The sequence below is a fragment of the Streptomyces sp. NPDC031426 genome (assembly GCF_055581585.1).
In genome coordinates this window covers 197,633-219,306 of sequence record NZ_JBVIJE010000008.1, presented here as the reverse complement: position 1 = coordinate 219,306, position 21,674 = coordinate 197,633, and the positions used below count along the sequence as shown (strand labels likewise).

The following is a 21,674-nucleotide window of genomic DNA, read 5'->3' as shown; positions in this document are numbered from 1 at the left end:
CGGTCCTCGCCACGGCGCATGTGGACCCCGGGGGCGGGCGCGAAAGCGGGGCGTGCGGCAGGAGAGGAGACAGGCGCGGTGACGATTCCCCTGGTGGTGGGCGTCGACGGATCCGAGGCGAGCCTTGAGGCCGTCGACTGGGCCGCCGACGAGGCGGCCCGGCACGGGATCCCGCTCCACCTGCTGCACGCGGCGGCCGGTGAGCAGGAGGCGTCCGCCGTGATCAGCGCTGCCTCGGCGCGCGCCAGGGAGGGCGCTCCGGCGGTGCGGTTGTCCAGCGAGGTGTCGCACGATGACGCGGCTTCCGCCCTGGTCGACAAGGGGCGTAATGCCTTCGCACTGGTCCTGGGGAACAGGGGACTCGGAGATCTTTCCGGCATGCTCCTCGGCTCGGTCAGCCTCGCCGTGGCCGCACGCGCCGACTGCCCGGTGGTCGTGGTCCGCGGCAGTTCGGAGCACCGCGCTGCCCGGTTCGGAAGTGTCGTCGTGGGTGTCGAGGACGGGGAGGGCAGCGGCACGGCCGTGGACTTCGCGGTGCGCGAGGCCCAGGTGCGGCGCTGCCGACTCGACGCCGTACACGCCTGGAGCGCACCGTCCGGTGCCTGTACGACACCACAGGCACCCTCATGGCTGTTGGAGGCCCACCGGCGTCCCCCGGCGCAGGTGCTCGACGACGCTCTGCGCCAGCCCGTGGAAAGGTACGGCGACGCCGCAGTGAGCCGGCGCTTGATCGAGAAACCGGCGCGCCAGGCGCTGTTGGAGGCCGCGTCGACCGCAGATCTGCTGGTCGTGGGTGCCCGGCGGCGACTTGGGCATCCGGGGCTGCAACTCGGCCTGGTCAACCACGCACTGCTGCATCACGCGCCGTGTCCCGTGGCCGTCGTACCCCAGATGTGACCGCCGCAGGACCCGGCCGCACGACCGGCTTTCCAGGGCCGGTCGCCGGTAGCCCGGGACCTGCGGCTCCGCGATCCAGGTACGTCTCGACCTCTTCGAGGACGACGACGGCACGACGAAAGCCCACCTGGTGCTGGACACCGGCACCACGGCGCTCACCGGCCACGGAACCGCGCACTGCCATCCGGCGGACACGAACGTGCCGGAGATCGGCGATGAGCTGGCGGCAGGCAGGGCGCTGGTCCATCTGGCTCATCAGCTGCTGGAGACTGCCGAACGCGGCGTCCAGGCCAACGCCCCACAACCCAGCACCCGTCAGACAGCCGGACGACCTCTCTGATGCCCAACCGCTTCACAGGGTCCCGGTAGGTGTGTCCCGGGCGTCGTCCGTCCGGAACGAGATCTGCGCGGTGACCGAGACCACGCCGTCGACGCCCCGGCACAACTGCTCGATGACGGGGATCAGACTCCTGTGCTCCACGGTGCCTGCAAGGGCGACCCGCCCATCGCGGACCTCCGCGGTCACGTCCCTCGGATCGAGCCCCAAGGTGCGCCGCAGGACGTCTCCGGTGATCTCCTCGCGGATGGCGTCGTCACGGCGAAGGAAGACCCTCAGCAGATCACCACGACTGACGATGCCGAGCAGCCGATCGGCTTCGTCGACCACGGGCAGGCGTTTGACGTTCTGGGTCTCCATGAGGCGGGCGGCCTCGACCACGGTCCATTCGGGCCGTGCGCACACCGCGGGAGCGGACATCAGTTCCTCGGCCCGGGATCCCTCGGCCTTGGCACGTTCCCAGGCCTCCAGATGCGGAATGGGGGTCCTGCCGGTCGGGTCGGCCTGGTCGGCGCTCTTGCGCAGCAGGTCGGCCTCGGACACCACGCCCATCGGACGGTCGAGCTCGTCCACCACGGGTACGGCGGTGACGTCGTTCTCCTCCAGCAGCCTGACGAGCTCCTTGAACGGCGTGTCGGGCCGTGCCCGGACGACGTCCCGGGACATGAGCTCCTCGACTGTTCGGTGATGCATGGTGCCTCCCGGGTGCGGGACACCCACCTCGCGGATACGAGGCCGCCGCCCCGTGCGGCGGTGCGGCCCGCGTGGCAGGTTGGATACAGCACCATTCTGAGGAGAGGGCGGCGATCATGCGAGCTCACCTCGGCGACCAACTCGTCATCGAGAGTCCGGCGACCGGCGCAGCCAGGCGCGACGGCGAGATCGTCGGACTGCACCACGAGGACGGAACACCCCCCTACGACGTGCGTTGGTCCGACACGGACGACGTGACGCTCGTGTTTCCCGGGCCGGACGCCCACATCCGCCATCTCGAGCACGAGCGGCCCCCGGGGGTGGGCGAGGCGCCGCCGACAGCCGGCGAGGCGGCGGCCGCGTCCACGGTGAGCAGGCCGGCCGGGACGGGCAATCCCGGTGACATCGGCCGGCGGGTGGCCGTCGAACGCCGAAGGCGCGGACTGAGCCGAGAGGAGACAGCCGGCCGCGCGCGAATGTCGCCCTGCTATCTGGCCCATCTGGAGGAACAGCCCGCCGATCCGACCTTGGCGACGCTCATCAGACTGGCCGACGCGCTGGGCACCTCGGTCGCCGCACTGCGCGGCGGAGGCATCGATCTCCCGCCCGGTCAGGGCCACGCACTGCTGCACCCCCAGTTTCGGGACCTCAGCCCCCAGGAGTGCCGCACCCTGCTCTCCACGCACGGGGTGGGGCGGGTCGCGGTGTCGACGGCCCACGGCCGCCCGGCAGTCGTCCCGGTCAACTACGAATTCGTCGATGACGCCATCGTCTTCCGGACCGCGCCCGACTCCGTGACGGCGGCGGCAGCGGAGACGGAGGTCGCCTTCGAGGTCGACCACGTGGACGACGCCCTGAGCCAGGGCTGGAGCGTGCTCGCCGTCGGACCGGCACGTGTGGTGACGGACCCCGAGGCAGTACGCGAGCTCGCCCAACGCGCGCACACCACGCCGTGGGCGGGCGGCGAGCGCGAGATGTGGGTGTCGATCGAGCCCACCCACCTCACGGGCCGCCGGATCACCCCTGCCGATCAGTAGACGGTCATGGCTCGGACGCAGGGCTGTCCGGTCCCGAACCCTCGCCGCCCAGTCGGGATTCGACGCCCACCACGCCCTCCAACCCGCGCACGAGGCGCTCGGCGACCCAGGTGAGCGAGGTGTCGTGGACGGGCCCGCGGAGCCTGACGACGCCGTCCCGCACGGACACGTGGATGGCGTGGGCGTGCAGGGGGAACAGGTAGGACACCACCGTACGGCGGACCTCCTCCTCGATGTCCTCGTCCGACCGCAGGAAGACCCGCAACAGGTCGCCACGGCTGACGATGCCGCGCAATCCGTCCTCGGCATCGACGACCGGGAGCCGTTTGACGTGGTGCACGGCCATGAGGCGCGCTGCCCGGGCCAGGGTGTCGTCCGGGCGGACCGTGACAGCGGGCGCGCTCATCACCTCCTCAGCGGTCACACCTTCCGCCTTGGCCAGGTCGGATCGCAGTCGCATCCGCTCGGAACGGGTGGGCCGACGATCCCGGAACTCCTCCTTGGGCAGCAGGTCGGCCTCGGACACCACGCCGACGACCCGCCCTTCGCCGCTCACGACCGGCACGGCACTCACGTGCCGCTCGTCCATGACCCGCACGATCTCCTTGAACGGCGCATCGCGCCCGACGGCGACCGCGGGCGTGGTCATCACATCGCTCACGATGTGCACAACAGTGACGGGCATGTCTCGGTCCTCGAAGGGCGGCCGGGGAACCCGGCTCGGCGGATGCCTCAAGCATCACCATGACCTGACAGGTCGCAAACCGGCCGGAGAGCCACCCTGGCCCGGGACCCGATGGCGTGTCGCGGCGCCGGGCAGGCAGTGCGACGGTATTCACAGGAGGACCTCGGCAGCCGGGCGAGAAGGCGGTGACAGCTATGGAACTCCCACTGGTCGTGGGCGTCGACGGATCGGACTCCAGTCTGGCAGCGGTCGACTGGGCCGTGGACGAGGCGGCACGGCACGGTCTGCCCCTCCATCTCGTCCATGCCTCTCTCTGGGAGCGGTACGAGGGAGCCCAACCGTCCTTCAGCACCGACCGTCCGGCCGAGGAGGTCATGGCCGAGCACATCGTCGCGTCGTGCGTGGACCGGGCCCGGCGACGCAATCCCGAGGTCAAGGTGTCCGGCAAGGCGCTGCCGGAGGACGCCGTGTCCGCGCTGCTGCGGACGGCGCCCGAGGCGTTCGCCCTGGTCACGGGGTCACGTGGGCGCGGCGAGATCGCCGGGATGCTGCTGGGATCCGTCAGCCTCGCGGTCGCGGCCCGCGCCGTCTGCCCGGTCGTCGTCATCCGGGGCGCGGAAGCCAACCGGCGGGGAGCCTACGGCCGCGTGGTGGTGGGGGTCGGTGACGCGTCCGGTGGTGCGGGGGCCGTACGGTTCGCCGTGCGGGAAGCCGAGGTGCGCGGCTGTGCCCTGACAGCCGTACGGGCCTGGCGCAATCCGTCACAGGAACCCGTGGACCACATGCTGATCGCTGACGACGCCGCCAGGCTGCGCGAGGAGCGGGCCGCGACCAGTCTCGAAGATGCCCTGCGCGAGGCGGTACGAGAGCACCCTCAGGTGGATGTCCGTCGCAAGGCGGTCGAGGGCACCGCCCACCGGGTCCTCCTGCGGGAATCGGCAGAAGCGGACCTGATCGTCGTCGGCGCTCAGCGCCGGCACGGCCACTTCGGTCTGCAGCTCGGCCGGGTCGGCCACACCCTGCTGCACCACTCGGACTGCCCGGTCGCCGTCGTCCCCCAGCCGGTCTGAGGCCCGCCACAGGCACCTGGGCCCGCACAGCCTGCGAAGGAGAGGGAAAGGTGGCGGATGTCGGAGTGGACATGGGAGTGGACGGGTTACGACCCCGCCGCCGAGCAACTGCGTGAGTCCCTCTGCACACTGGGCAACGGCTACTTCGCCACCCGCGGCGCCCTGCCGGAACACCGGGCCGGCCTGGTGCACTATCCAGGCACTTATGCAGCGGGGTGCTACAACCGCCTGGAGTCGACCGTGGCGGGTCGGCAGGTCGTGAACGAGGACGTGGTCAACCTCCCCAACTGGCTCCTTCTCCGGTTCCGGGCGCGCCGCACGGACGGGACGTGGAGCCCGTGGTTCTCCCCCGGCACGCACACCCTCCTGGACCACCGGCACACACTGGATCTGCGCCGGGGCACACTCGAACGGTCCTCCCGCCACCGGAACGACGAACTGGGTGTGCTCCACGTCGAGCAGACCCGCCTCGTGCACATGGAGGACCCGCACCTGGCCGCACTGCGGACGGTGCTCACGGCCGAGGACTGGACCGGGCAGATCGAGATCGAAAGCTCTCTGGACGGCGATGTCACCAACGGCAATGTGCACCGTTATCGCGCACTCGACCGCCACCACCTGAACCACGTGCGAACCGGTGCGCACGAGCCCCACACCATCTGGCTGAGCTGCCGGACCAGCACTTCGGACATCACCATCGCCCTGGCAGCCCGGACGGCGGTCCGCGCGGACGAGGCTCCGGCCTCATCAGTGCTTCGGCCCGCCCGCCACCGCGCTGTCCACCGTCTGGTCGTCCCGATCACCCGGGGCAGGCCCGTCACCGTGGACAAGACGGTGGCACTGCACACCTCGCGGGACACAGCGATCAGCGATGCCCTCGGCGAGGCCGTCGAGCGGGTGTCCGTGGCGGCGGACTTTCCGGCCTTGCTCGACTCCCATGTCGCGGCCTGGGAGCGGCTGTGGCGACGCACGGACGTACAGGTGCCCGGGGAGGCCGGCCGCATCCTGCGCTTCCATCTCTTCCACGTCCTGCAGACGCTGTCACCGCACACGGCGGAGCTGGATGCAGGCGTCCCGGCCCGGGGTCTGCACGGCGAGGCGTACCGGGGTCATGTGTTCTGGGACGAGCTCTTCGTCCTCCCCTATCTCAACCTGCACCTTCCGGAAGTGTCCCGGGCACTGCTGAACTACCGTCACCGACGCCTCTCCCGGGCCTGCGCGGCGGCGAGCGCGGCCGGCAGGACCGGGGCCATGTATCCGTGGCAGAGCGGCAGCAACGGGCGTGAGGAATCCCAGGAATGGCATCTCAACCCCGCCTCGGGCCGCTGGCTGCCGGACCACTCGCGCCTCCAGCACCACGTGGGTTCGGCGATCGCCTACAACGTCTGGCAGTACTGCGAGGCCACCGGTGACACGGAGTACCTGCACACCAAAGGCGCGGAAATGCTGCTGCAGATCGCCCGTTTCTGGGCGGACCTCGCAGTCTTCGACCATGACACGCGCCGCTACCGGATCCGCGGTGTCGTCGGCCCCGACGAGTACCACGACAGCTATCCCGGTACCGCGAAGCCCGGGCTGGACGACAACGCGTACACCAACGTCACCGCCGCCTGGGTCCTCACCCGCACTCTGGAGCTCGTGCGGCGCCTTCCCGCATGGCGGCGCGAGGAACTGTTCCAGCGGGTCCGGCTGAGCGCCGACGCGCTGCCGGAGTGGGAGGAGGTCTCCAGACGCCTGCGGGTGCCCTTCCACCAAGGCGTCATCAGTCAGTTCGAGGGCTACGAGGACCTCACCGAACTCGACTGGGACGCCTACCGCGCCCGCTACGGCACCATCCGGCGGCTGGACCGCGTTCTCGAGGCCGAGGGCGACACGGTCAACCGCTACAAGGCGTCCAAGCAGGCCGACGTCCTCATGCTCGGCTACCTGTTCTCGCCCACGGAACTGCGTGCTCTGTTCCGGCGTCTCGGATACCACCTGGACGACGAGATCTGGCGCAGCACCGTCGACTACTACCTCCAGCGCACCAGCCACGGCTCGACCCTCAGCGAACTCGTCCACGGCCTGGTCCTCGCCAGAGCCAGACGGACCGACGCATGGCAGTACGTCCATGAAGCCCTGGAGGCAGACATCGCCGACATCCAGGGCGGCACCACGGGCGAAGGCATCCACCTCGGCGCCATGGCCGGAACCCTCGACCTGATCCAGCGCGGCCTGACGGGACTGGAGACACGCGAGGACGCCCTCTGGCTGGACCCGGTCCCGCTTCCGGCGCTCTCCGAGTACGGCTTCACACTGCACTATCGCGGTCACTGGGGCATCGGCATGCGGCGCCGGAGCGGGCAGCTGGAGATCGCCGTACCCGACTCGGAGGAATCGCCGATCCGCGTAGTGCTGGCCGACCGCGCGGTGACCATCGCCCCAGGGGAGACGTGCACGCTCCTTCTGCCGGAGGACTGACGCTGCGGCGGTCGCCGGCTCGGCCACCATGGGGATCTCCACTCACCGTTCGTTCTCCCTGGGGCTGCCGCGTCGTGCCGGGTGGCGTGGCGGAGAGCCCGGCGCACCGGTATGCAGGGTGATGGCGAGCCAGCACGCCCAACCGACGGGTTGCAGGGCCCAATAGCTGACGGCGCGGTACAGGAGCGTCGCGGCGATCGCCGGGCCGGGCCGGAGACCGTACAGCACGAGCAGTGCGGACAGGCTCGTCTCCACGATGCCGAGGCTGCCCGGGGTCAGGCGCAGGCTGCCGGGGATCTGGGTGAGGACGTAGGCGAGCAGCAGGCTGTGCCAGGGCACGCCGATGCCGAGCGCCCACAGGCTGGCAGCCAGACAAGCGACGTCGAAGGCCCAGTTCAGCAGCGCGAACGCGAACGGTCGAAGCCACGGCCGCAGGCCGGGTTGCAGACCGCGGGCCTGTGCGACCAGCCGGGCGAGTGCCTCCTGGCCCTGTCGGACGCGGCGGGAGCGCGTCCCGGCACTCGCCCAGACTCGCCCCACCGCGTGACGGAAGCCCGAGAAGCGGGATGCCCCGACGACCGCCAAGGCGACCCCCAGGACCAGCAGCGCACCCGCCACGGGAAGCAGAACGGTCCGCAGCCCCGCCGGTCCCGCCGCGACCACACCGGCCACGAGCAGGACGGCCAGACCCAGTACCGCCAGCGCACCGGCCACCACCAGCACGGCGGCCGCGAGTACCTGCTCCACGCCCCTGCGGCGCAGCTGCCGGAAAACCCAGGCGGCCGAGAACGCCGCCCCTCCGGGCAACGCACCCGCGACGGCGTTGGCGGCCACCACGATCGCCGTCGCGCGCCGCAGGCTCCAACGGATCCCGCCCGCCCCGAGCAGCCAGCGGTACATGGCGGCGAAACACACGATCGACAGCACCTGGCACACCACGGCGCCCGCCACCGGTAGCGGGTGTACTCCCACGATGAGGTGGTAGGCCTGCGCCAGTTCACGCCGCCGCAGGATTGCGACGAGGACCACTGCCGCCGCGAGGAGAACGGCCACCGACCACCACACCGGGCCCGGTCGCGCGGGACGTCCCTCCGGCCACCGAGCACCACCCAGCGCTTCGGGCTCCCGCCGCCCGGACATCGGCCATCACTCCCGCCAGGCAGCGTGAGGGTTCCGATGCCGAAGGTACGCGACGAGTCGGGCCGGCACAGCGCGCCTCGCCGCGGTCACCCGGCACCGCAGTCCCGGTCCCGCGTATCGGCCCGCAGCCGTCCGCCCGGCCGCGCTGGCCGCCCTGTCCACGCGGTCCCCCCGGCCCACGACCGGCGCCCGCCCCTCGCCCGGCCCGCAGCACCGACGACGGCTCACCGATCCGCACCGATCGCCCGCGTGCCCGAACAGCCCAAGCACGCCATGGGACCAGAGCCCCAGCCGCTCCGCCTCGCCCAGCCCGGGAGCAGCAAATGAAGGACGCCCCGCTGGAGCTGCCCGAGGTGGGTTGGCTGGAGGCCGCCCGGTTGACCGCCGGCCTGGACCGCCACCAGCGCCGGGACCTCGCCGCCCACACCCGGGTCCACCCGCCGCACTTCCAGCCGAGTCAGGACGGTCCGCGCAATGACGTGATCATGCTCGGCGGCTACCAGACCCTGACTTCTACTTCACCGCCGAGCAGCCGGAGCTGTCCCTGTTCCACTGCCACCAGCAACTTGGCCGCCGTTCCAGGCCCGCATCGCCCTGCTGGCGGCCGGACCGGGACAGCGGCTTCCCGCTGAATCCGGCGACGATCGGGAACCCTCTACGGCGGACCCCTATCGCTGGTGAGGGCCACTCACCGAGTGACGTCCAGTTCCGTGTACATCCCAGCCGCGTAGTGACCCGGGACATTGCACAGCAGCTCGTAGCGACCCGGTCGCAGCGTGACCGTGGTCCAGGCCGCGGCACCGGGGGCGATGCCGTCTCCAGCGCCACTGCCACAGGTGCGGGACGCCTCGCCGAGACTGCCGGCTTCCGATACCCGGCCGCCGGAGCCGATGGCACGTTGTCCTGCGCCCTGCCCCGCCGGCAGCGGCAACACGATCGCCTCGTGCGTGAGGGTTCCCGCATTGATTACCCGCAGTGTGACCTTCCCTGCCGGAACGGTCGTGGGGTGGGCTACCAGGCGCATCATGCCCATGCCGTACCAACCTGGGTGGCCGTTGTTCGGCGCGGGCCAGTTCGGGCCCCGCATCATGCGTCCCGTGTCCCACACGGTCACGTCGACCGCACTGCCTGTCGCGGCCGGCGCGGCGCATCGGGCGCCCTGCGCTCGCCAGGACGCCGGTCCCGCCCTGTGAAAGGCGCCGGACGCAGCCATCAGACCCGTCGTGGCGACACCCAGCACCAGGGCCGCCGCGGCAATGGCGATCGCCGACCAGACCCCTCGACGGCGATGCGGGTTCATCGGTGCTCCCGAAGCAGCGCGAGCCGACGTTTGTACTCCTCCTCGTCGATCTCCCCGCGTGCGAACCGCTCCGCGAGCAGGTTCTCGGCCCGCCGGTCCTGCCACCCTTCCTCGCCAGGCGGTGGAGACAAGCCCGGCTGCTGATGATGACGGGCACCGGCGAGGTAGCGCACGAGTACGACGAGGCCAACGATCAGGACGGCCCAGAACAGCACCATGAACACCGTCATGACGATCCAGCCGCCCCAGCCCCATCCTCCGTCGTACCACATCATGCCGATCACTTCCCTCGGCTGACTGCTCTGCTCCGGTGATACCAGGATGAATCAGTGAGACCTCAGCCGCGCTGGGCCACAGTTCCCAGATGTGGGGCCGGAGGACCCAACGCCCCATTCGGCTCCGCCGTTGGCAGCTGTGTGGAAACCCTTCGCAGAGCACGACGTGCCACCCAGGCCGTTCACCACCCAGGGCTTGGCCGTCGACCCACCCACTCCGCAGCCGCCGTCGCCGGCGGTCGGCTCTCCTGACCGGTGCTGACGTCGAAGGCCCGACGCACGGGTGGCGGCGGTCACTCCTTGCCTCGGACCACCGCGACGGAGCAGTGCGCGTGGTGCAGCAGGGCCTGGCTGACCGAGCCGAGCAGCAGACCGGTGAAGCCACCGCGTCCGCGCGCACCGGCCACGACCAGCCGCGCCTCGTGACTCGCTTCGATCAGGGCCGGGCGGATCCGGGAGCGCACCAGGCGCCGCTCCACAGCGACCTGGGGATAGCGCGTCTGCCACGGAGCCAGGGTCTCGTCCAGCAGCCGCTGCTCTTCCTCGCGGAGCCGGTCGATGTCGACCACCATGTTCAGCGGGTCGCCCGGCCCCTCGTAGGCCCGTTCGCTCCAGGTGTTCCACACGTGCAGGGCCAGCAGGTCCGCACCGCGCATCGACGCTTCGGCGAAGGCGAATTCGACGGCGCGTTCGCCCGCCGGGGAGCCGTCCACCGCCAGCAGCACGGGACCGGTCGGATTCGGCCTGCCTCTTACCACCAGCACCGGGCAGTGGCCATACGCGGCCAGATGCACGGCAGTGGAACCGAGGAGCAGGCTGCCGAACCCGCCCAGCCCGCGGCTGCCCACCACGACGAGCGAGGCGGTGCGCGACTCGATCTCCAGCACCATCAGCGGCTCGCCCACGGTGACCTCTCGTGCGATGTCCACACGCGGCGCGACCTCACGTGCCCGTTGTTCGGCCTCGGCCAGCGCACCGTCCACCAGCTCGCGCACCCCCGCCCTGGCAGGACTCCAAGGAGGCCCACTAGGGGGTGGATGGATCGACGGCCACCCGAAGGCGTGCACCAGCCGCAGGCCAACCCCGCTCAGCACCGCCTCGTGTGCCGCCGTCTCGACCGCGTCCAGACTGGACGGTGAGCCGTCGACTCCCACTACGACCGGCTTCGCCATGCCGCGCCTCCTCGCCAGGCCGGCTTCGCGGCCGCCTGCCCGGCTGCGTCCATCCTCCGCCACGGTGCCGCGCAGCGCATCGGATGGCCTTCCCGGCACCTTCTGGACAGCGGCGCCATACGCGTCCGTGGACGTGCTCCCAGGCGCCGCCGTACCACCGCTGTCGCGGTGACTCACCCCGTCCCTGATCACGCTCAGTCATCACCCGGAAGGCTCAGCAGACACGGCGTGGGTGCACCCCAACGGGTCGTATGCGGAAGGGGCGCTGTCACCCAAGGGGCCCCTGGAGGAGGAAGTCGTGTTCCGCCACTCGATACGTACGTTCCTGGTGAATCTGTGCGCGCTGACGGCGGCATCGCAGGCGGCCCCCGCCCTGGCCCCCGCCGCCCCGGCCGGCCCCCACCCGCAGCTTCAATTCGCCTCGTGCGGCCGCAGCCGCACGAGACTGCCCTGGTGCTTCAGTGGGGTTGTGCCTCAGCGGAAAGCGGCGATGTTGCGGGCGACCCAGCCGCCGAAGGGGCGCGGGGCGCGGCCGAGGACTCGTTCCACGTCCGGGCTGATCCGCAGTTCGGCGGGGTTCGGGGCAGAGATGATGTCCAGGGTGTCGTCGGCGAGTTCCGCCGGCACGAACCGGGTCATCGTGGCCTTGGCCTCATCGCGGGTGAGTTCGTGGAACCGTACAGGCGAGCCGAGCGCGGCGGCGATCGCCTCCGCCTGCTGACGCGGCGTGATGACCTCCGGCCCGGTCAGCTCGTACACCCCGCCGGCGCGCCGGTCGTCCAGCAGGCAGGCCGCCGCGACCTCGGCGATGTCTGCCGGGTCGATGACCGGCACCCCTACGTCGCCGAAGGGCGCGGCGACCGTCCCTTGCGTGCGGACGGACTCCGCCCAGGCCAACGCGTTGGAGGCGAAACCGCCCGGTCGCAGGACGGCCCAGTCCAGGCCGGACTCCCGCAACGCGTCCTCCACCGCGCGCATCGCGACCCGCGACGGACCGAGCGGCCTGGTCGCCACGCCCTGCGAAGACAGCAGGACGACCCGGCGGACCCCACTGGCCGCGGCCAGGCCGATGATGTCGGCCGGCCTGGCTTCGGGGGCGTGCAGGTCTCCGGGCAGCAGGAGGAACAGGGCCTTCACCCCGTCCAACGCGGGTGCGAGGCTTGTCAGCTCGGCCAGGTCCGCCGTCACGTGCCGGACTCCGTCCGGCATCGCCACCGCGTGCCGCGACACCGCCGTCACCTGCTCGCCCGCCTCGGCCAGGGCGTGCGTCAAAGGTCGGCCCACATTCCCGGTAGCCCCGGTCACCACGATCATGTTCAGCTCCTAGTCCGTTGTGCGCTTCGGTAATTGACGCTAGGAGGCGGGCTTACTTTTCGTAAGAACATACCCAGAGGTAAGCTCCCGACATGAAGGAAGGTGCGCAGCTGACGCAGGCTGAGATAGGCAATCGGTATGAGGTGTTTCACACCGACTGCCCCGCGCGAAACGTGGTCGACCACGTGACCAGCAGATGGGGTATCTGGGTGCTGATCTCCTTGCGGAGCAACGACCTTCGGTTCCACGAGCTGCGCGACAGCATCCAGGGCATCAGCGAGAAGATGCTCGCTCAGACCCTGCGCGCGCTGGTCCAGGACGGCTTGATCTGGCGGGAGGTGGAGCCGACGACGCCGCCCCAGGTCACCTACGGGCTGTCCGAGTTCGGTCAGGACGTCAGCGAGCCGCTGACGGACTTGTTCAACCGGATCACACACCGGCTACCGCCGCGCAGCCCGGGATAGTGCGGTGGTGGTCGGCCTCGAAGGCGAATCCAGAGTGACCTGGTGACCTCGTTGATGCGTCGGCAGTGACCGGCGAGACTGTCGAGGATCTGCTCGGCGGTCCTGTGCCATACGTACGGGCGGGGGTTCGCGTTCCAGTCCTTGATCCAAGCGCGGATCTGGCGTTCGAGGGCGGGGCCGGAGCGGTGGACGCTGCGCTGGAGCTTCTTGCAGGTCAGCTCGCCGAACCACCGCCCGACCAGGTTCAGCCAGGCCGAGCCGGTCGGGGTGAAATGAAGGTGGAACCGGGGGTGAGCCAGTGGTCTTCATCGACCGGCTCCTGGGGACACGGGTCCATCTGCGGACTCGGCCCACCCGTGCGGCGTTGGGCGTGCTCTACAAGGTGGGGTCTCCCACGATCGTCCGGGCGATCCAGGAGGTCCGCCCGCTCTACCTTCCAGCGGCCGCATTGGTCCTCGGACCCGGTTCGGCCACAGCGGTAACAGCCGCGTCGGTGGACGCGTCGAAGAGATCACCCGGTCTCCCGGGCGGGGCTGCGGCGCAGCTGACGACGCAGCGGCCACACCCAGCCGCACCAGCCCGGGCCAGCGGCAACAGCCGCCGCCGACGGGGGATCCCCGCGATCGAGTGGGGCAGCCCGGCGGCCGGAACGCCCGCCACCGGGAGACGGCGAGAATCCCGAAGGCATAGGCACGGGCGAGCATACGGCCGTGTCGGGCCGCGGGCATCAGCTCGGTCAAGTGCGTGTCCGCCAAGGCCGGTTCGGCCCCCCGTACGAACACCGGGCAGGACCCGCAGCACCAGCCACGGGGTCGAGCAAGTCGTCGAAGGCGTGCGGGAGTTGCTGCCAGCGGTCCCTGCCCGCCGCGTACTCGTCGTCGGTGAGCAGGCAGGAGTCGAGCAGGGCCGACAGGCCGTCGCGGTCCAGGCCGGGCGAGGTGAAGGTGAGGTACTGGCAGCGGTCGCCGTGTTCCGGGTGCCAGTCCACGGAGGCGGCGAGGCGGCGCTCGGCGGGCACCATCTCCCAGGCGGCGTCGGGCAGAGCTGCCAGCAGGGGCCGGCCGACGCCACGCACAGCGCGCCGCCGGCGGCGTCCCAGGACAGCAGTGTGTCGGGGCGGTCCGCCAGCCAGAACCGGCCCCGGCTGCGCGCGGCGGCGCAGGTGACGTCCTCAAGCGCCGCGTACAGGCGCTGCGGATGGAAGGGCCGTTCGCGCCGCCAGACGAAGGTGCTCACGCCGTGCTCGTCGCACGACTGCGGTAGCAGCGCGCACGCAGGATGCACACGGGCGGCGGCCGCTGCCACGTTGAAGCCCGCCAGCAGACTTGCGCCCAGGGCGCCGACGCTTTCCACGCGTACCTTTCGTGCGCCTGGTGTGAGCTGGGCGAGCAGCGCGTGGTCGGTGTCGTCGGCGACCTCGTCGCAGGAATCGTCGTCGCCTAGGGCGATCACCGTGGGGTACTCCAGCTGCCGGGCGAAGGTGCCGGCGACCGTGCGCTGGTCGGTCGGAGCGGCAGCGAGGCCGACGTCGGCCAGGTCGTCGCCGTTGGACAGGTACGGCAGGACGAGTGCCGGGGCGACCACGGTGGCGACCCCGGTCAGGGCCAGCGGTGCACCCGCGGCGGCGATGACTCCGGCCATGGCCTGGGGCTCGACGGAGTCCCACAGTTCCACGACGGCCGGCCGGTACCTTCCCTCCTGGGCGAGCCGCAGCAGTTCGGGGACGAGGTCCTCGCGCAGCGCGCAGCAGGCGCGGAGCAAGCGCTACCGGCTGCCGAGTGAAGGCCGGCACGTCCGGCTCGCTCTTTCCGTCAAGGGCATCAAGGCGGTCGACACGATCGGCATCGAGGCCGCGGTGGCCCGCATCCGCGCCCGTGGAGGGACGGTCTGATGGCGAAGAAGAGCAAGATCGCGAAGAACGACCAGCGGCGCCTCGTCGTGGCCCGATACGCCGCGCGCCGCGCTGCATTGAAGGCGATCGTCGCGTTCCCCGGAAGCTCCGACGAGGGCCGCGCCGCCGACCGCCCAGCGGGAACTATGCCGGCAGCCCCGTGACTCCAACGCCACCCGCCTGCGCAATCGCGACTCCGTGGACGGCCGTCCCCGCGGCTGCCTGCGCGCCTTCGGCCTGTCCCGCATCCGAGTACGCGAGATGGCCCACGCGGGCGAGCTCCCTGGCGTGACCAACAGCAGTTGGTGACCCGGCACACCAGGGGCTCACAACGGGCGCGTCGGCAACGCAGCCCGCATCTGTGCCCGGCTCCGAACGCGCCTTCCGCCATCCTGAACGGGGGCGGGCGGCGGCACCGGCACGGGCGATCTGCCACGACCAGGTGGGTACGGCCTACCCCGCACGCGGACGGCTTCCGCGTGCGGGGTAGGCCGTACCGGAAGATCAGCCGGTCGTCAGGGCGGTGTCGTCCACGACGAAGCTGGTCTGCAGCGAGGAGTCCTCCACGCCGTTGAACTTCAGGGTGACCGTCTGGCCCGCCAGCGAGGACAGGTCGAAGGTCTTCTGCGCGTAACCGGAGTTGTGGTTGAGGTTCGAGTACGTCGCCAGGGTGGTCGAACCGGCGGTCACCGTCAGCTTGTCGTACTGGGTGCTGGTGGTGGTCTCAGAGGTGTCGATGTGCAGGTAGAAGGTGAGCGTGGCCTTGCAGCCTGCCGGGATCGTCACCGACTGGGACAGCGTGTCGGTGTGCGAGGAGCCGTAGCCGTCGAGCCAGGCGTAGTACGAGCCGCCGTGCGCCGCCTCACCAGAGTCGTTGGTGATGACCCCACTCGTCGCGCTCCAGCCAGTGCTGCCCGACTCGAAGCCGGGGTTGGCCAGCAGTTGGGAGGAGGAGCAGCCGCCACCACCGGAACCGACGGTCCAGGTGAAGGAGGTCGAGCCGGAGGCGCCGGTGGAGTCCTTCGCGGTGACCGTGACCTGGTAGGTGCCCGCGGTGGACGCCGTACCGGAGATCAGGCCGGTGGAGCTGTTGATGGACAGCCCGGTCGGCAGGCCGCTCGCGCTGTAGGTGAGGGAGGCGCCGCCGCTGTCGGTGGCCTTGATCTGCAGGCTGACCGAGCTTCCGGTGGTGGTCGACTGGCTGCCGGGGTTGGTGACGGTCACCGTGTTGCCACCGGTGGAGCCGGAGGTGAAGGCGGCGGTGCCGTTCGGGGTGCCCCAGCCGGTCGGGCCGTCGTAGCCGGTGCCCGCGGTGCAGAAGTACGACGGGGAGCAGCTGCCATTGTTGCCGCTGGTCACGTCGTACAGGTTGGAGGTGTGGGAGTACGGGTACTTCGCCGGGTAGTCGCTCGCGCCCGGGGTGCCCGCGAGGGCGTAGACGGAGGCGATGATCGGCGAGCTGGCGCTGGTGCCGCCGTAGACCGCCCAGCCGGTGCCGCCGTAGGTGTCGTAGACCGCCACGCCGGTGGCCGGGTCCGCGACCGCGGAGACGTCGGCCTCCATGCGCTTGGAGCAGCCGGTGTCGGTCTGCCAGCTCGGCTTCGGGTCGTACGCCGAACAGCCGGAGCCGGTGCCCTCCGTGGAGTTGGTGTGCCACACCGACTCGCTCCAGCCGCGGGAGTTGGAGGCGGTGGTGAGCGCGGTGCCGCCGACGGCGGTCACGTACTGGGAGGTCGCCGGGTATTCGGCGCCGTAGGCGGAGTCACCCGAGGAGACGGTGATCGCGACACCCGGGTGCTTGAAGTACGAGGTGTCGTCGCTGGTCTGCGAGGAGGACTCGGAGCCGCCCCAGCTGTTGGAGACGAACTTGGCGCCGAGCGAGACGGCCTCGTTCTCGGCGGCGCCGAGGTCGGCCATGCTGGCGGAGTTGGCCTCGACCAGGATGATGCTGCAGTTCGGGCAGACCGCGCTGACCATGTCGATGTCGAGCATCTCTTCACCGGCCCAGCCGCTGTCGTTGGTCGGCAGCGAGGTGGTGGAGCCGGTCTGGCTGACCTGCTTGAAGCAGCCGTTGGTCTTGGTGCAGGACGACAGGCCGTACGTGGAGCGGTACGTGGCCAGGTCCGACTCGGCGTTGGGGTCGTTGTAGGCGTCCACGATGCCGACCGTCATACCCGAACCGGCCGCCGTGGGCAGGTTGTAGGCGCTGTGCAGGTTGGCCGGGGAAAGGCCGGAAGGCGCGGCAGCGGCAACCGCCGAGGCGAGCCGCTGCTTGATGTCGGTACGGCGCTGGGCGAAACAGGACGCATGACCTGGCTCGGCGGTGGCGCACAGGTGCTGGGTCGGCACCTGCTGGCCGGCCTTGCCGGTCGAGTGGTAGGTCTGCCGCTCAGGGGCGGTCAGTGCCTTGTTGTTCTGCGTGACCTTGGAGGTCTGAGGGTGGGTCGCGGCAGGCTGGGCGCCGGCCGTCGGTGCGGCGGTGAATCCGGCGACGGTGAGGGCGAGGGCGGGGAAGGCGACGGTGACGAGTCTTCGCAGACTCCGTCTCCGCCCGCTCGGGTGTGACTCACGCATGGGGTACTGCCTCCGGTTGACGTGGGGTATCGCACTGGATGGGCAGGCCCGTGATTGCGCGTAGCGGCGGTGGAACCGCGCAGTCAGGAGCATGACACTCACAGCGCCCTGCCACGCCGGGTTTGCGTGACATGACAGGATGCGGGGGGAACGTAGACCCAAACAGGTCCTACCGGGCAGTACCGGGTCGAATTCTTTGCTTCTCCATAGAATGCGGTTGGCCCCCTCATGGGGGCCGGCGCGTGCCGGCCAGGTATTGGACCCAGAGCTGGCCCTGGTGGGTGTCGATGGCATCTTCCGTGAACGGGGCTCATTCTGTTGATCAGCCTGAACTTCCTTCCGGGACCGCACAGCAACCGCAAGCGCTCCTTTCACCGTTGTCCAGCGTCTGCGGCACCCTCGACGAGCCCAATGACGTCAGCCGGCCGCGCACCGCCGCGCCGACTCTGGCCACCTGCGTTGGGTACGCACCGCAAGGGCTCTCCAGCCCCGAGACTGAACGGATCGACGGCCCGGCCACGCCCCTTCGCGCCCTGCAGCACACCCGCAGAGGAGCCGTGCTCCTCCTATGGCGACGGGAGTTTCGCGGCCCGCACCCCGGGGGCCGCGCGGAAATGCGGCCGGTGAAGAGGTTCATGATCCGGGCATGGTGAGCAGAACGCTCGATCTCCTGGCGATGCTCGGGCTGAGTCCACGCCACAGCCGTTCCCGTACTCTTCCTCAGAGCCGCCGCGCAGGACCGGCTCCGGAGGGGGCACGGACAACCGCGAGGGAGACGGCATGGGAACCGCTGACCGGCAGAGCGCCGGTGACTGGAACCGGGTCGGCGAACCGCCCCGACCCAGAGGTGGTCGGGCGAGCGAGTACGGCCACGACTACGGGTACGGAAATGTCCCTGAGTCGATACCTCACCCCGGCTACGGACCCGATGCCGGCGCGGGCCACCTCCCCCTCTCTCAGGCGATAGGCCATGGGCACGCACCAGCGACCGCAGCCGAACATGGCTCCGGTCACAGCCCCGAAGCGGGAGCCGGCCGTCACGGACACGGCCACTCGCACGGCCACAGCCACAGCCACGGGCCCGCGGCGCCGGTCTCCCGGCACCTACGCAAGGTCATCGCGGCGATCCTGATCCCCTTCACCGCCGCGGTAGTGGTGGGACTCGTCGTGCTGTGGCCGGGCGGAGCCCCGTCGCACAAGCACACCGGTGTCGGCTTCGACCAGCAGACCCAGCAGGCGACCGTCACCAAGGTCGTCGAGGTGAGCTGCAAGGCGGTGAACGCCTCCGGCGAGACCCCGACCGGCGACACCTCTACCGCCGAGGGCAACTCGGCACAGCAGGAGGCGAGCGGCACCTGCCACAAGGCCACGATCCGGGTCGACACCGGCAAGGACAAGGGACGCACCTTCACCGAGATCGTGCAGCCCGACCAGGCACGGCAGCTGCACCAGGGCGAGAAGGTCGTCACTGCCTACGAACCCTCCGCGCCCAAGGATCTGCAGTACTCGGTCACCGACGTCAACCGTCGCTTTCCCATGGCCCTGCTCGCCGGCATCTTCGCGCTCGCCGTCGTGGTCGTGGGCCGGCTGCGCGGCGTGATGGCGCTGGTCGCGCTGGCCATCAGCTTCCTGGTGCTGAACTTCTTCGTCCTGCCGGCCGTCCTGCAGGGCTCGAACCCGCTGCTCGTGGCGGTGGTCGGCTCGAGCGCCATCATGCTGATCGCCCTGTACATGTGCCACGGCCTGTCGTCCCGCACCTCGGTGGCGGTGCTCGGCACCCTGCTCTCGCTGGCGCTGATCGGCATCCTGGGCTCTGCGTTCATCGGCTGGGCCGCCCTCACCGGTAACACGGACGACAGCACCGGCCTGATCCACGGCCTGTATCCGAAGCTCGACATGAGCGGCCTGCTGCTCGCCGGCGTTATCATCGGCTCGCTCGGCGTGCTCGACGATGTCACCGTGACGCAGACATCGGCCGTCTGGGAACTGCACGACGCCAACCCCACGATGGGCTGGCGCGGACTGTACCGGGCAGGCATCCGCATCGGCCGCGACCACATCGCCTCCGTCGTCAACACCCTCGTCCTCGCCTACGCCGGCGCCGCACTGCCCCTCCTGCTCCTCTTCTCCATCGCCCAGAGCGGCGTGGCCACGGTCGCCAACAGCGAGCTGGTCGCCGAAGAGATCGTGCGCACGCTGGTGGGCTCGATCGGCCTGGTTGCCTCGGTGCCGGTCACGACGCTATTGGCGGCCCTGGTGGTCGCAGCCGATCGCCCCGGCCCGGAGCGGGAAACGACAACCGCGGGAGCGGCAGCGGGCCGGGGCGGGCGCCGACGGAAGCGTTGAGATCGATCTCTTCAAAGTGAGGGCGGACCGCGCAGGCCCTCATCTGGTCAGCAGTTCAACCTCGCGGTCTGCGGGAGAAATCTGGGAGGGGTTGAGTCGGCCGCGTGACCTTCGTCATCGACCGCCACAGCGCACCACCGGCCGTCGCTCCGACCGTGCTCCCCCGGTCCCCACCCTCGAATCCACGACAGATCCAGGCATCACGACGCACTCCACACGTTGAACCGCCAGGACCCGGAAACGGTCGAGCAGGAACTACCGGATTCATGAATATGCAGGTCGGCGATCCAGCGCCATAGCTGGACCCACGGTGACCGCACCACAGTTCATCAGGGCCGGCAGGACGGCCGGACGCTGAGCAGCTCGGTCCGCAGCACGGGCATGCCGTCGACAGGCGCCGGGTCCTGGGAAGTTGGCTCGATACCGCCAGCAGCGATCTTGTCGAGCGTCTTCAGGCCGGCGGCACCGACAGTGCCGAACACCGTGTAGTCCGGTCGCAGCGCAGAGTTGCCGTAGACGACGAAGAACTGCGAACCGTTCGTGTTCGGCCCGGCGTTGGCCATCGCCAGCAAGCCGCGCCCGTAAAGGCGACGGACGCCGGTCGGATCGCTCGGTGCCGGCGGCAGGTCCACCGGCAGCTCGTCCTTGTACTCGTACCCCGGCCCACCCTCGCCAGTGCCGGTTGGGTCGCCACACTGCAGGACCTTCAGCGTCGGATACGCCGTCAGCCGATGGCACACCGTACGGTCGTAGAACCGGTGCCGCGCCAGGTGCACGAAGCTCTGGACCGTGCACGGCGCCTTCGCCCGGTCCAGACGCAACGGGAGCGGGCCCTGGCTGGTCCGGACAGCCGTATCGACCGTGCCGTGATTGGGGGTGTGCCGCGGGTCGGGCGGCAGGGCAACCGGCCGCGCCGCCGGCTCGTTCGGTGTCTGGGTGTACTGGCAAGGACCGTGCGTGGTTCGCGGCGGGGCATCGGAAGCGGAGGCGGTAGTGCTGCCCCCGGACGCGACCAACGCTGCTGTCGCCAATGCGGTCATGACAGCTCGGTTCATCCTGAACACCCTCCAAAAGATCGTCAGACTTCGGAGCGGTCGCAGTCTAAAGCGCGGCCCGGCGGGTGAGGACCCGTCCGCAAGCCACATCCGCCTCCCAGCCTTCGGCCCGCGGCCGCAGGCCACTTCGTTCGGATGCGGCACAGCGTCGGCTGGCCGATCAGGGCGTCCACCCGGAGCACGACGGATGCTCCCCGAACCCGGTCGAGCGGCCTCCCCAGTCCTCGCAGAGGCCCCCACCGAACGCGGCCGTGCCCATGAGGTGATCTCACCGGGGTGCCGCTGTCGAGACTGACGGTGCCGCTGAACCTGCGGGAAGGAAGACGCCAGTTCCTCGAGGATGTGCAAGAAGCGGCGTGTACGCTCCAGCAGTTTGGCGTTGGTGGGCGGAACCAGATCCTCCTCCTCCCGGCCCATATCCAGCAGAGTCGGCAGATGGAAGTGAAGCTTCTCGATCACAGACTCCTGGTAACCCGACGAGTTCTTCGCCTGCAGGACGACCAGCTCGATCTTGCCCGCACGCGACGGAAGGAACTGATGCGCGTCAGCGGTGATATAGCGCTCGTCCACGAACGTCCAGATACCGTCAATTCCGCAGTCGTGCGCACCGTCGACGATGCCGTCCATGATCTCGTCGTTGTCCAGGTCCCAGTCCTGCAGTGCCTTGTCCGCGGCGAAGAACGTGAAGAAGTCGTCCCGGCTCTTGTCCGGCGCGAGCTTACGAATGGCGTGGGCCTTTAGTCAGCACCAAACCAGCACGGGAGTCAGCACCGCATCGTCAAATCACCCTGAACTACGCATCCCGGACGGTGCTGGTTTCGATCACTTGCGAGCCGCTGAACCGCTCTTCCCTGAGCCGGCATGGTGGTCACGCGCATAGCCGAGCCTCGAACTATGGTGGTCCACCACATGTGCGCCTGACCTGCATCTTCCTACCGTGTGCCGACACGTACCCGTCCCCACC

Annotated in this window: 19 protein-coding genes and 3 pseudogenes; 10 read left to right on the top strand and 12 right to left on the bottom strand. The window is 70.1% G+C overall.

What is annotated here, in order from left to right:
- The first annotated feature begins 78 nt into the window (after positions 1 to 78).
- Together ACZ5NH_RS18770 and ACZ5NH_RS18765 are read left to right on the top strand one after the other, a co-directional pair.
- Entirely contained in the window at positions 79 to 897 is an 819-nt protein-coding gene (locus ACZ5NH_RS18770) for a universal stress protein (RefSeq protein WP_468776568.1), read from the top strand.
- A gap of 73 nt (positions 898 to 970) precedes the next feature.
- Entirely contained in the window at positions 971 to 1,237 is a 267-nt protein-coding gene (locus tag ACZ5NH_RS18765; protein ID WP_468776939.1) for a DUF1876 domain-containing protein, read from the top strand.
- A gap of 12 nt (positions 1,238 to 1,249) precedes the next feature.
- On the opposite strand, the gene ACZ5NH_RS18760 is transcribed toward ACZ5NH_RS18765, so the two are convergent.
- Positions 1,250 to 1,927 carry a CBS domain-containing protein gene (locus ACZ5NH_RS18760; protein ID WP_451555979.1) on the bottom strand — a complete coding sequence of 226 codons (678 nt, stop codon included), beginning with the start codon at positions 1,925 to 1,927 and terminating at the stop codon, positions 1,250 to 1,252.
- A 116-nt stretch (positions 1,928 to 2,043) separates the two neighbouring features.
- Between ACZ5NH_RS18760 and ACZ5NH_RS18755 the strand changes: the two genes are divergently transcribed.
- On the top strand, positions 2,044 to 2,964 hold the full coding sequence (locus ACZ5NH_RS18755; protein ID WP_468776565.1) for a pyridoxamine 5'-phosphate oxidase family protein: 921 nt from the start codon (positions 2,044 to 2,046) through the stop codon (positions 2,962 to 2,964).
- 4 nt (positions 2,965 to 2,968) lie between these two features.
- On the opposite strand, the gene ACZ5NH_RS18750 is transcribed toward ACZ5NH_RS18755, so the two are convergent.
- Positions 2,969 to 3,649, bottom strand: coding sequence for a CBS domain-containing protein (locus ACZ5NH_RS18750; RefSeq protein ID WP_468776563.1), 681 nt, complete (start codon positions 3,647 to 3,649; stop codon positions 2,969 to 2,971).
- Between the two features lie 194 nt (positions 3,650 to 3,843).
- Here ACZ5NH_RS18750 and ACZ5NH_RS18745 point away from each other — a divergent pair, with 194 nt between their 5' ends.
- Both ACZ5NH_RS18745 and ACZ5NH_RS18740 read left to right on the top strand, forming a co-directional pair.
- Positions 3,844 to 4,719 (top strand): universal stress protein, encoded by an 876-nt coding sequence (locus ACZ5NH_RS18745; protein WP_468776560.1) that lies wholly within the window; start codon positions 3,844 to 3,846, stop codon positions 4,717 to 4,719.
- A 57-nt stretch (positions 4,720 to 4,776) separates the two neighbouring features.
- The gene (locus ACZ5NH_RS18740; RefSeq protein ID WP_468776558.1) at positions 4,777 to 7,179 is read left to right on the top strand and encodes a glycoside hydrolase family 65 protein; all 2,403 of its coding nucleotides are present in this window, start codon (positions 4,777 to 4,779) and stop codon (positions 7,177 to 7,179) included.
- Positions 7,180 to 7,221: 42 nt separating this feature from the next.
- Here ACZ5NH_RS18740 and ACZ5NH_RS18735 read toward each other — a convergent pair whose 3' ends face one another.
- Positions 7,222 to 8,232: a lysylphosphatidylglycerol synthase transmembrane domain-containing protein gene (locus ACZ5NH_RS18735; RefSeq protein ID WP_468776555.1), complete on the bottom strand. Its 1,011-nt coding sequence runs from the start codon at positions 8,230 to 8,232 to the stop codon at positions 7,222 to 7,224.
- Between the two features lie 410 nt (positions 8,233 to 8,642).
- Between ACZ5NH_RS18735 and ACZ5NH_RS18730 the strand changes: the two genes are divergently transcribed.
- A complete protein-coding gene (locus tag ACZ5NH_RS18730; protein ID WP_468776552.1) occupies positions 8,643 to 8,951 on the top strand; it encodes a hypothetical protein in 309 nt (102 codons plus the stop codon).
- Positions 8,952 to 9,007: 56 nt separating this feature from the next.
- On the opposite strand, the gene ACZ5NH_RS18725 is transcribed toward ACZ5NH_RS18730, so the two are convergent.
- The 4 genes from ACZ5NH_RS18725 to ACZ5NH_RS18710 all read right to left on the bottom strand — a co-directional run bounded on the left by ACZ5NH_RS18725 (position 9,008) and on the right by ACZ5NH_RS18710 (position 12,380).
- The gene (locus ACZ5NH_RS18725; protein WP_468776549.1) at positions 9,008 to 9,619 is read right to left on the bottom strand and encodes a sulfocyanin-like copper-binding protein; all 612 of its coding nucleotides are present in this window, start codon (positions 9,617 to 9,619) and stop codon (positions 9,008 to 9,010) included.
- On the bottom strand, positions 9,616 to 9,894 hold the full coding sequence (locus ACZ5NH_RS18720; RefSeq protein WP_468776547.1) for an SHOCT domain-containing protein: 279 nt from the start codon (positions 9,892 to 9,894) through the stop codon (positions 9,616 to 9,618). Before ACZ5NH_RS18720 ends, ACZ5NH_RS18725 begins: the two co-directional genes overlap by 4 nt.
- A 293-nt stretch (positions 9,895 to 10,187) precedes the next feature.
- Positions 10,188 to 11,066 carry a universal stress protein gene (locus ACZ5NH_RS18715; RefSeq protein ID WP_468776545.1) on the bottom strand — a complete coding sequence of 293 codons (879 nt, stop codon included), beginning with the start codon at positions 11,064 to 11,066 and terminating at the stop codon, positions 10,188 to 10,190.
- Positions 11,067 to 11,540: 474 nt separating this feature from the next.
- A complete protein-coding gene (locus ACZ5NH_RS18710; protein ID WP_468776542.1) occupies positions 11,541 to 12,380 on the bottom strand; it encodes an SDR family oxidoreductase in 840 nt (279 codons plus the stop codon).
- Between the two features lie 92 nt (positions 12,381 to 12,472).
- Here ACZ5NH_RS18710 and ACZ5NH_RS18705 point away from each other — a divergent pair, with 92 nt between their 5' ends.
- Positions 12,473 to 12,844: a winged helix-turn-helix transcriptional regulator gene (locus tag ACZ5NH_RS18705; RefSeq protein WP_468776539.1), complete on the top strand. Its 372-nt coding sequence runs from the start codon at positions 12,473 to 12,475 to the stop codon at positions 12,842 to 12,844.
- Between the two features lie 47 nt (positions 12,845 to 12,891).
- Here the strand turns inward: ACZ5NH_RS18705 and ACZ5NH_RS18700 are convergent.
- The 3 genes and pseudogenes from ACZ5NH_RS18700 to ACZ5NH_RS18690 all read right to left on the bottom strand — a co-directional run.
- Positions 12,892 to 13,137, bottom strand: a pseudogene (locus tag ACZ5NH_RS18700) (IS630 family transposase); the annotation flags it as partial.
- Between the two features lie 443 nt (positions 13,138 to 13,580).
- Positions 13,581 to 13,919 (bottom strand): hypothetical protein, encoded by a 339-nt coding sequence (locus tag ACZ5NH_RS18695; RefSeq protein ID WP_468776955.1) that lies wholly within the window; start codon positions 13,917 to 13,919, stop codon positions 13,581 to 13,583.
- Positions 13,920 to 13,948: 29 nt separating this feature from the next.
- Positions 13,949 to 14,485: pseudogene (locus tag ACZ5NH_RS18690) on the bottom strand (GTP-binding protein); the annotation flags it as partial.
- On the opposite strand from ACZ5NH_RS18690, the gene ACZ5NH_RS18685 reads away from it, so the two are divergent.
- Together ACZ5NH_RS18685 and rpsN are read left to right on the top strand one after the other, a co-directional pair.
- On the top strand, positions 14,472 to 14,735 hold the full coding sequence (locus ACZ5NH_RS18685; RefSeq protein WP_468776537.1) for a 50S ribosomal protein L28: 264 nt from the start codon (positions 14,472 to 14,474) through the stop codon (positions 14,733 to 14,735). The pseudogene ACZ5NH_RS18690 and the gene ACZ5NH_RS18685 sit on opposite strands and share 14 nt — an antisense overlap.
- Positions 14,735 to 15,044: pseudogene (gene rpsN, locus ACZ5NH_RS18680) on the top strand (30S ribosomal protein S14). The gene ACZ5NH_RS18685 and the pseudogene rpsN overlap by 1 nt, the downstream one beginning before the upstream one ends.
- Before the next feature lie 195 nt (positions 15,045 to 15,239).
- Here rpsN and ACZ5NH_RS18675 read toward each other — a convergent pair.
- On the bottom strand, positions 15,240 to 17,309 hold the full coding sequence (locus ACZ5NH_RS18675) for a putative Ig domain-containing protein (RefSeq protein WP_468776535.1): 2,070 nt from the start codon (positions 17,307 to 17,309) through the stop codon (positions 15,240 to 15,242).
- Between the two features lie 780 nt (positions 17,310 to 18,089).
- Here ACZ5NH_RS18675 and ACZ5NH_RS18670 point away from each other — a divergent pair.
- On the top strand, positions 18,090 to 19,655 hold the full coding sequence (locus tag ACZ5NH_RS18670) for a YibE/F family protein (protein WP_468776532.1): 1,566 nt from the start codon (positions 18,090 to 18,092) through the stop codon (positions 19,653 to 19,655).
- Positions 19,656 to 19,984: 329 nt separating this feature from the next.
- Here the strand turns inward: ACZ5NH_RS18670 and ACZ5NH_RS18665 are convergent, their stop codons facing one another.
- On the bottom strand, positions 19,985 to 21,337 hold the full coding sequence (locus ACZ5NH_RS18665) for a peptidylprolyl isomerase (protein WP_468776529.1): 1,353 nt from the start codon (positions 21,335 to 21,337) through the stop codon (positions 19,985 to 19,987).
- Between the last annotated feature and the right edge of the window lie 337 nt (positions 21,338 to 21,674).

What these genes read in the sequence shown, in the direction of transcription:
- ACZ5NH_RS18755 (WP_468776565.1), top strand. Translation starts at nt 2,044, where the DNA reads ATGCGAGCTCACCTCGGCGACCAACTCGTCATCGAGAGTCCGGCGACC.
- ACZ5NH_RS18730 (WP_468776552.1), top strand. Translation starts at nt 8,643, where the DNA reads ATGAAGGACGCCCCGCTGGAGCTGCCCGAGGTGGGTTGGCTGGAGGCC.
- ACZ5NH_RS18760 (WP_451555979.1), bottom strand. Translation starts at nt 1,927, where the DNA reads ATGCATCACCGAACAGTCGAGGAGCTCATGTCCCGGGACGTCGTCCGG.
- ACZ5NH_RS18715 (WP_468776545.1), bottom strand. Translation starts at nt 11,066, where the DNA reads ATGGCGAAGCCGGTCGTAGTGGGAGTCGACGGCTCACCGTCCAGTCTG.
- ACZ5NH_RS18685 (WP_468776537.1), top strand. Translation starts at nt 14,472, where the DNA reads ATGACTCCGGCCATGGCCTGGGGCTCGACGGAGTCCCACAGTTCCACG.
- ACZ5NH_RS18745 (WP_468776560.1), top strand. Translation starts at nt 3,844, where the DNA reads ATGGAACTCCCACTGGTCGTGGGCGTCGACGGATCGGACTCCAGTCTG.
- ACZ5NH_RS18710 (WP_468776542.1), bottom strand. Translation starts at nt 12,380, where the DNA reads ATGATCGTGGTGACCGGGGCTACCGGGAATGTGGGCCGACCTTTGACG.
- ACZ5NH_RS18675 (WP_468776535.1), bottom strand. Translation starts at nt 17,309, where the DNA reads ATGCGTGAGTCACACCCGAGCGGGCGGAGACGGAGTCTGCGAAGACTC.
- ACZ5NH_RS18750 (WP_468776563.1), bottom strand. Translation starts at nt 3,649, where the DNA reads ATGCCCGTCACTGTTGTGCACATCGTGAGCGATGTGATGACCACGCCC.
- ACZ5NH_RS18670 (WP_468776532.1), top strand. Translation starts at nt 18,090, where the DNA reads ATGGGAACCGCTGACCGGCAGAGCGCCGGTGACTGGAACCGGGTCGGC.
- ACZ5NH_RS18665 (WP_468776529.1), bottom strand. Translation starts at nt 21,337, where the DNA reads ATGGACGGCATCGTCGACGGTGCGCACGACTGCGGAATTGACGGTATC.
- ACZ5NH_RS18740 (WP_468776558.1), top strand. Translation starts at nt 4,777, where the DNA reads ATGTCGGAGTGGACATGGGAGTGGACGGGTTACGACCCCGCCGCCGAG.
- ACZ5NH_RS18725 (WP_468776549.1), bottom strand. Translation starts at nt 9,619, where the DNA reads ATGAACCCGCATCGCCGTCGAGGGGTCTGGTCGGCGATCGCCATTGCC.
- ACZ5NH_RS18720 (WP_468776547.1), bottom strand. Translation starts at nt 9,894, where the DNA reads ATGATGTGGTACGACGGAGGATGGGGCTGGGGCGGCTGGATCGTCATG.
- ACZ5NH_RS18705 (WP_468776539.1), top strand. Translation starts at nt 12,473, where the DNA reads ATGAAGGAAGGTGCGCAGCTGACGCAGGCTGAGATAGGCAATCGGTAT.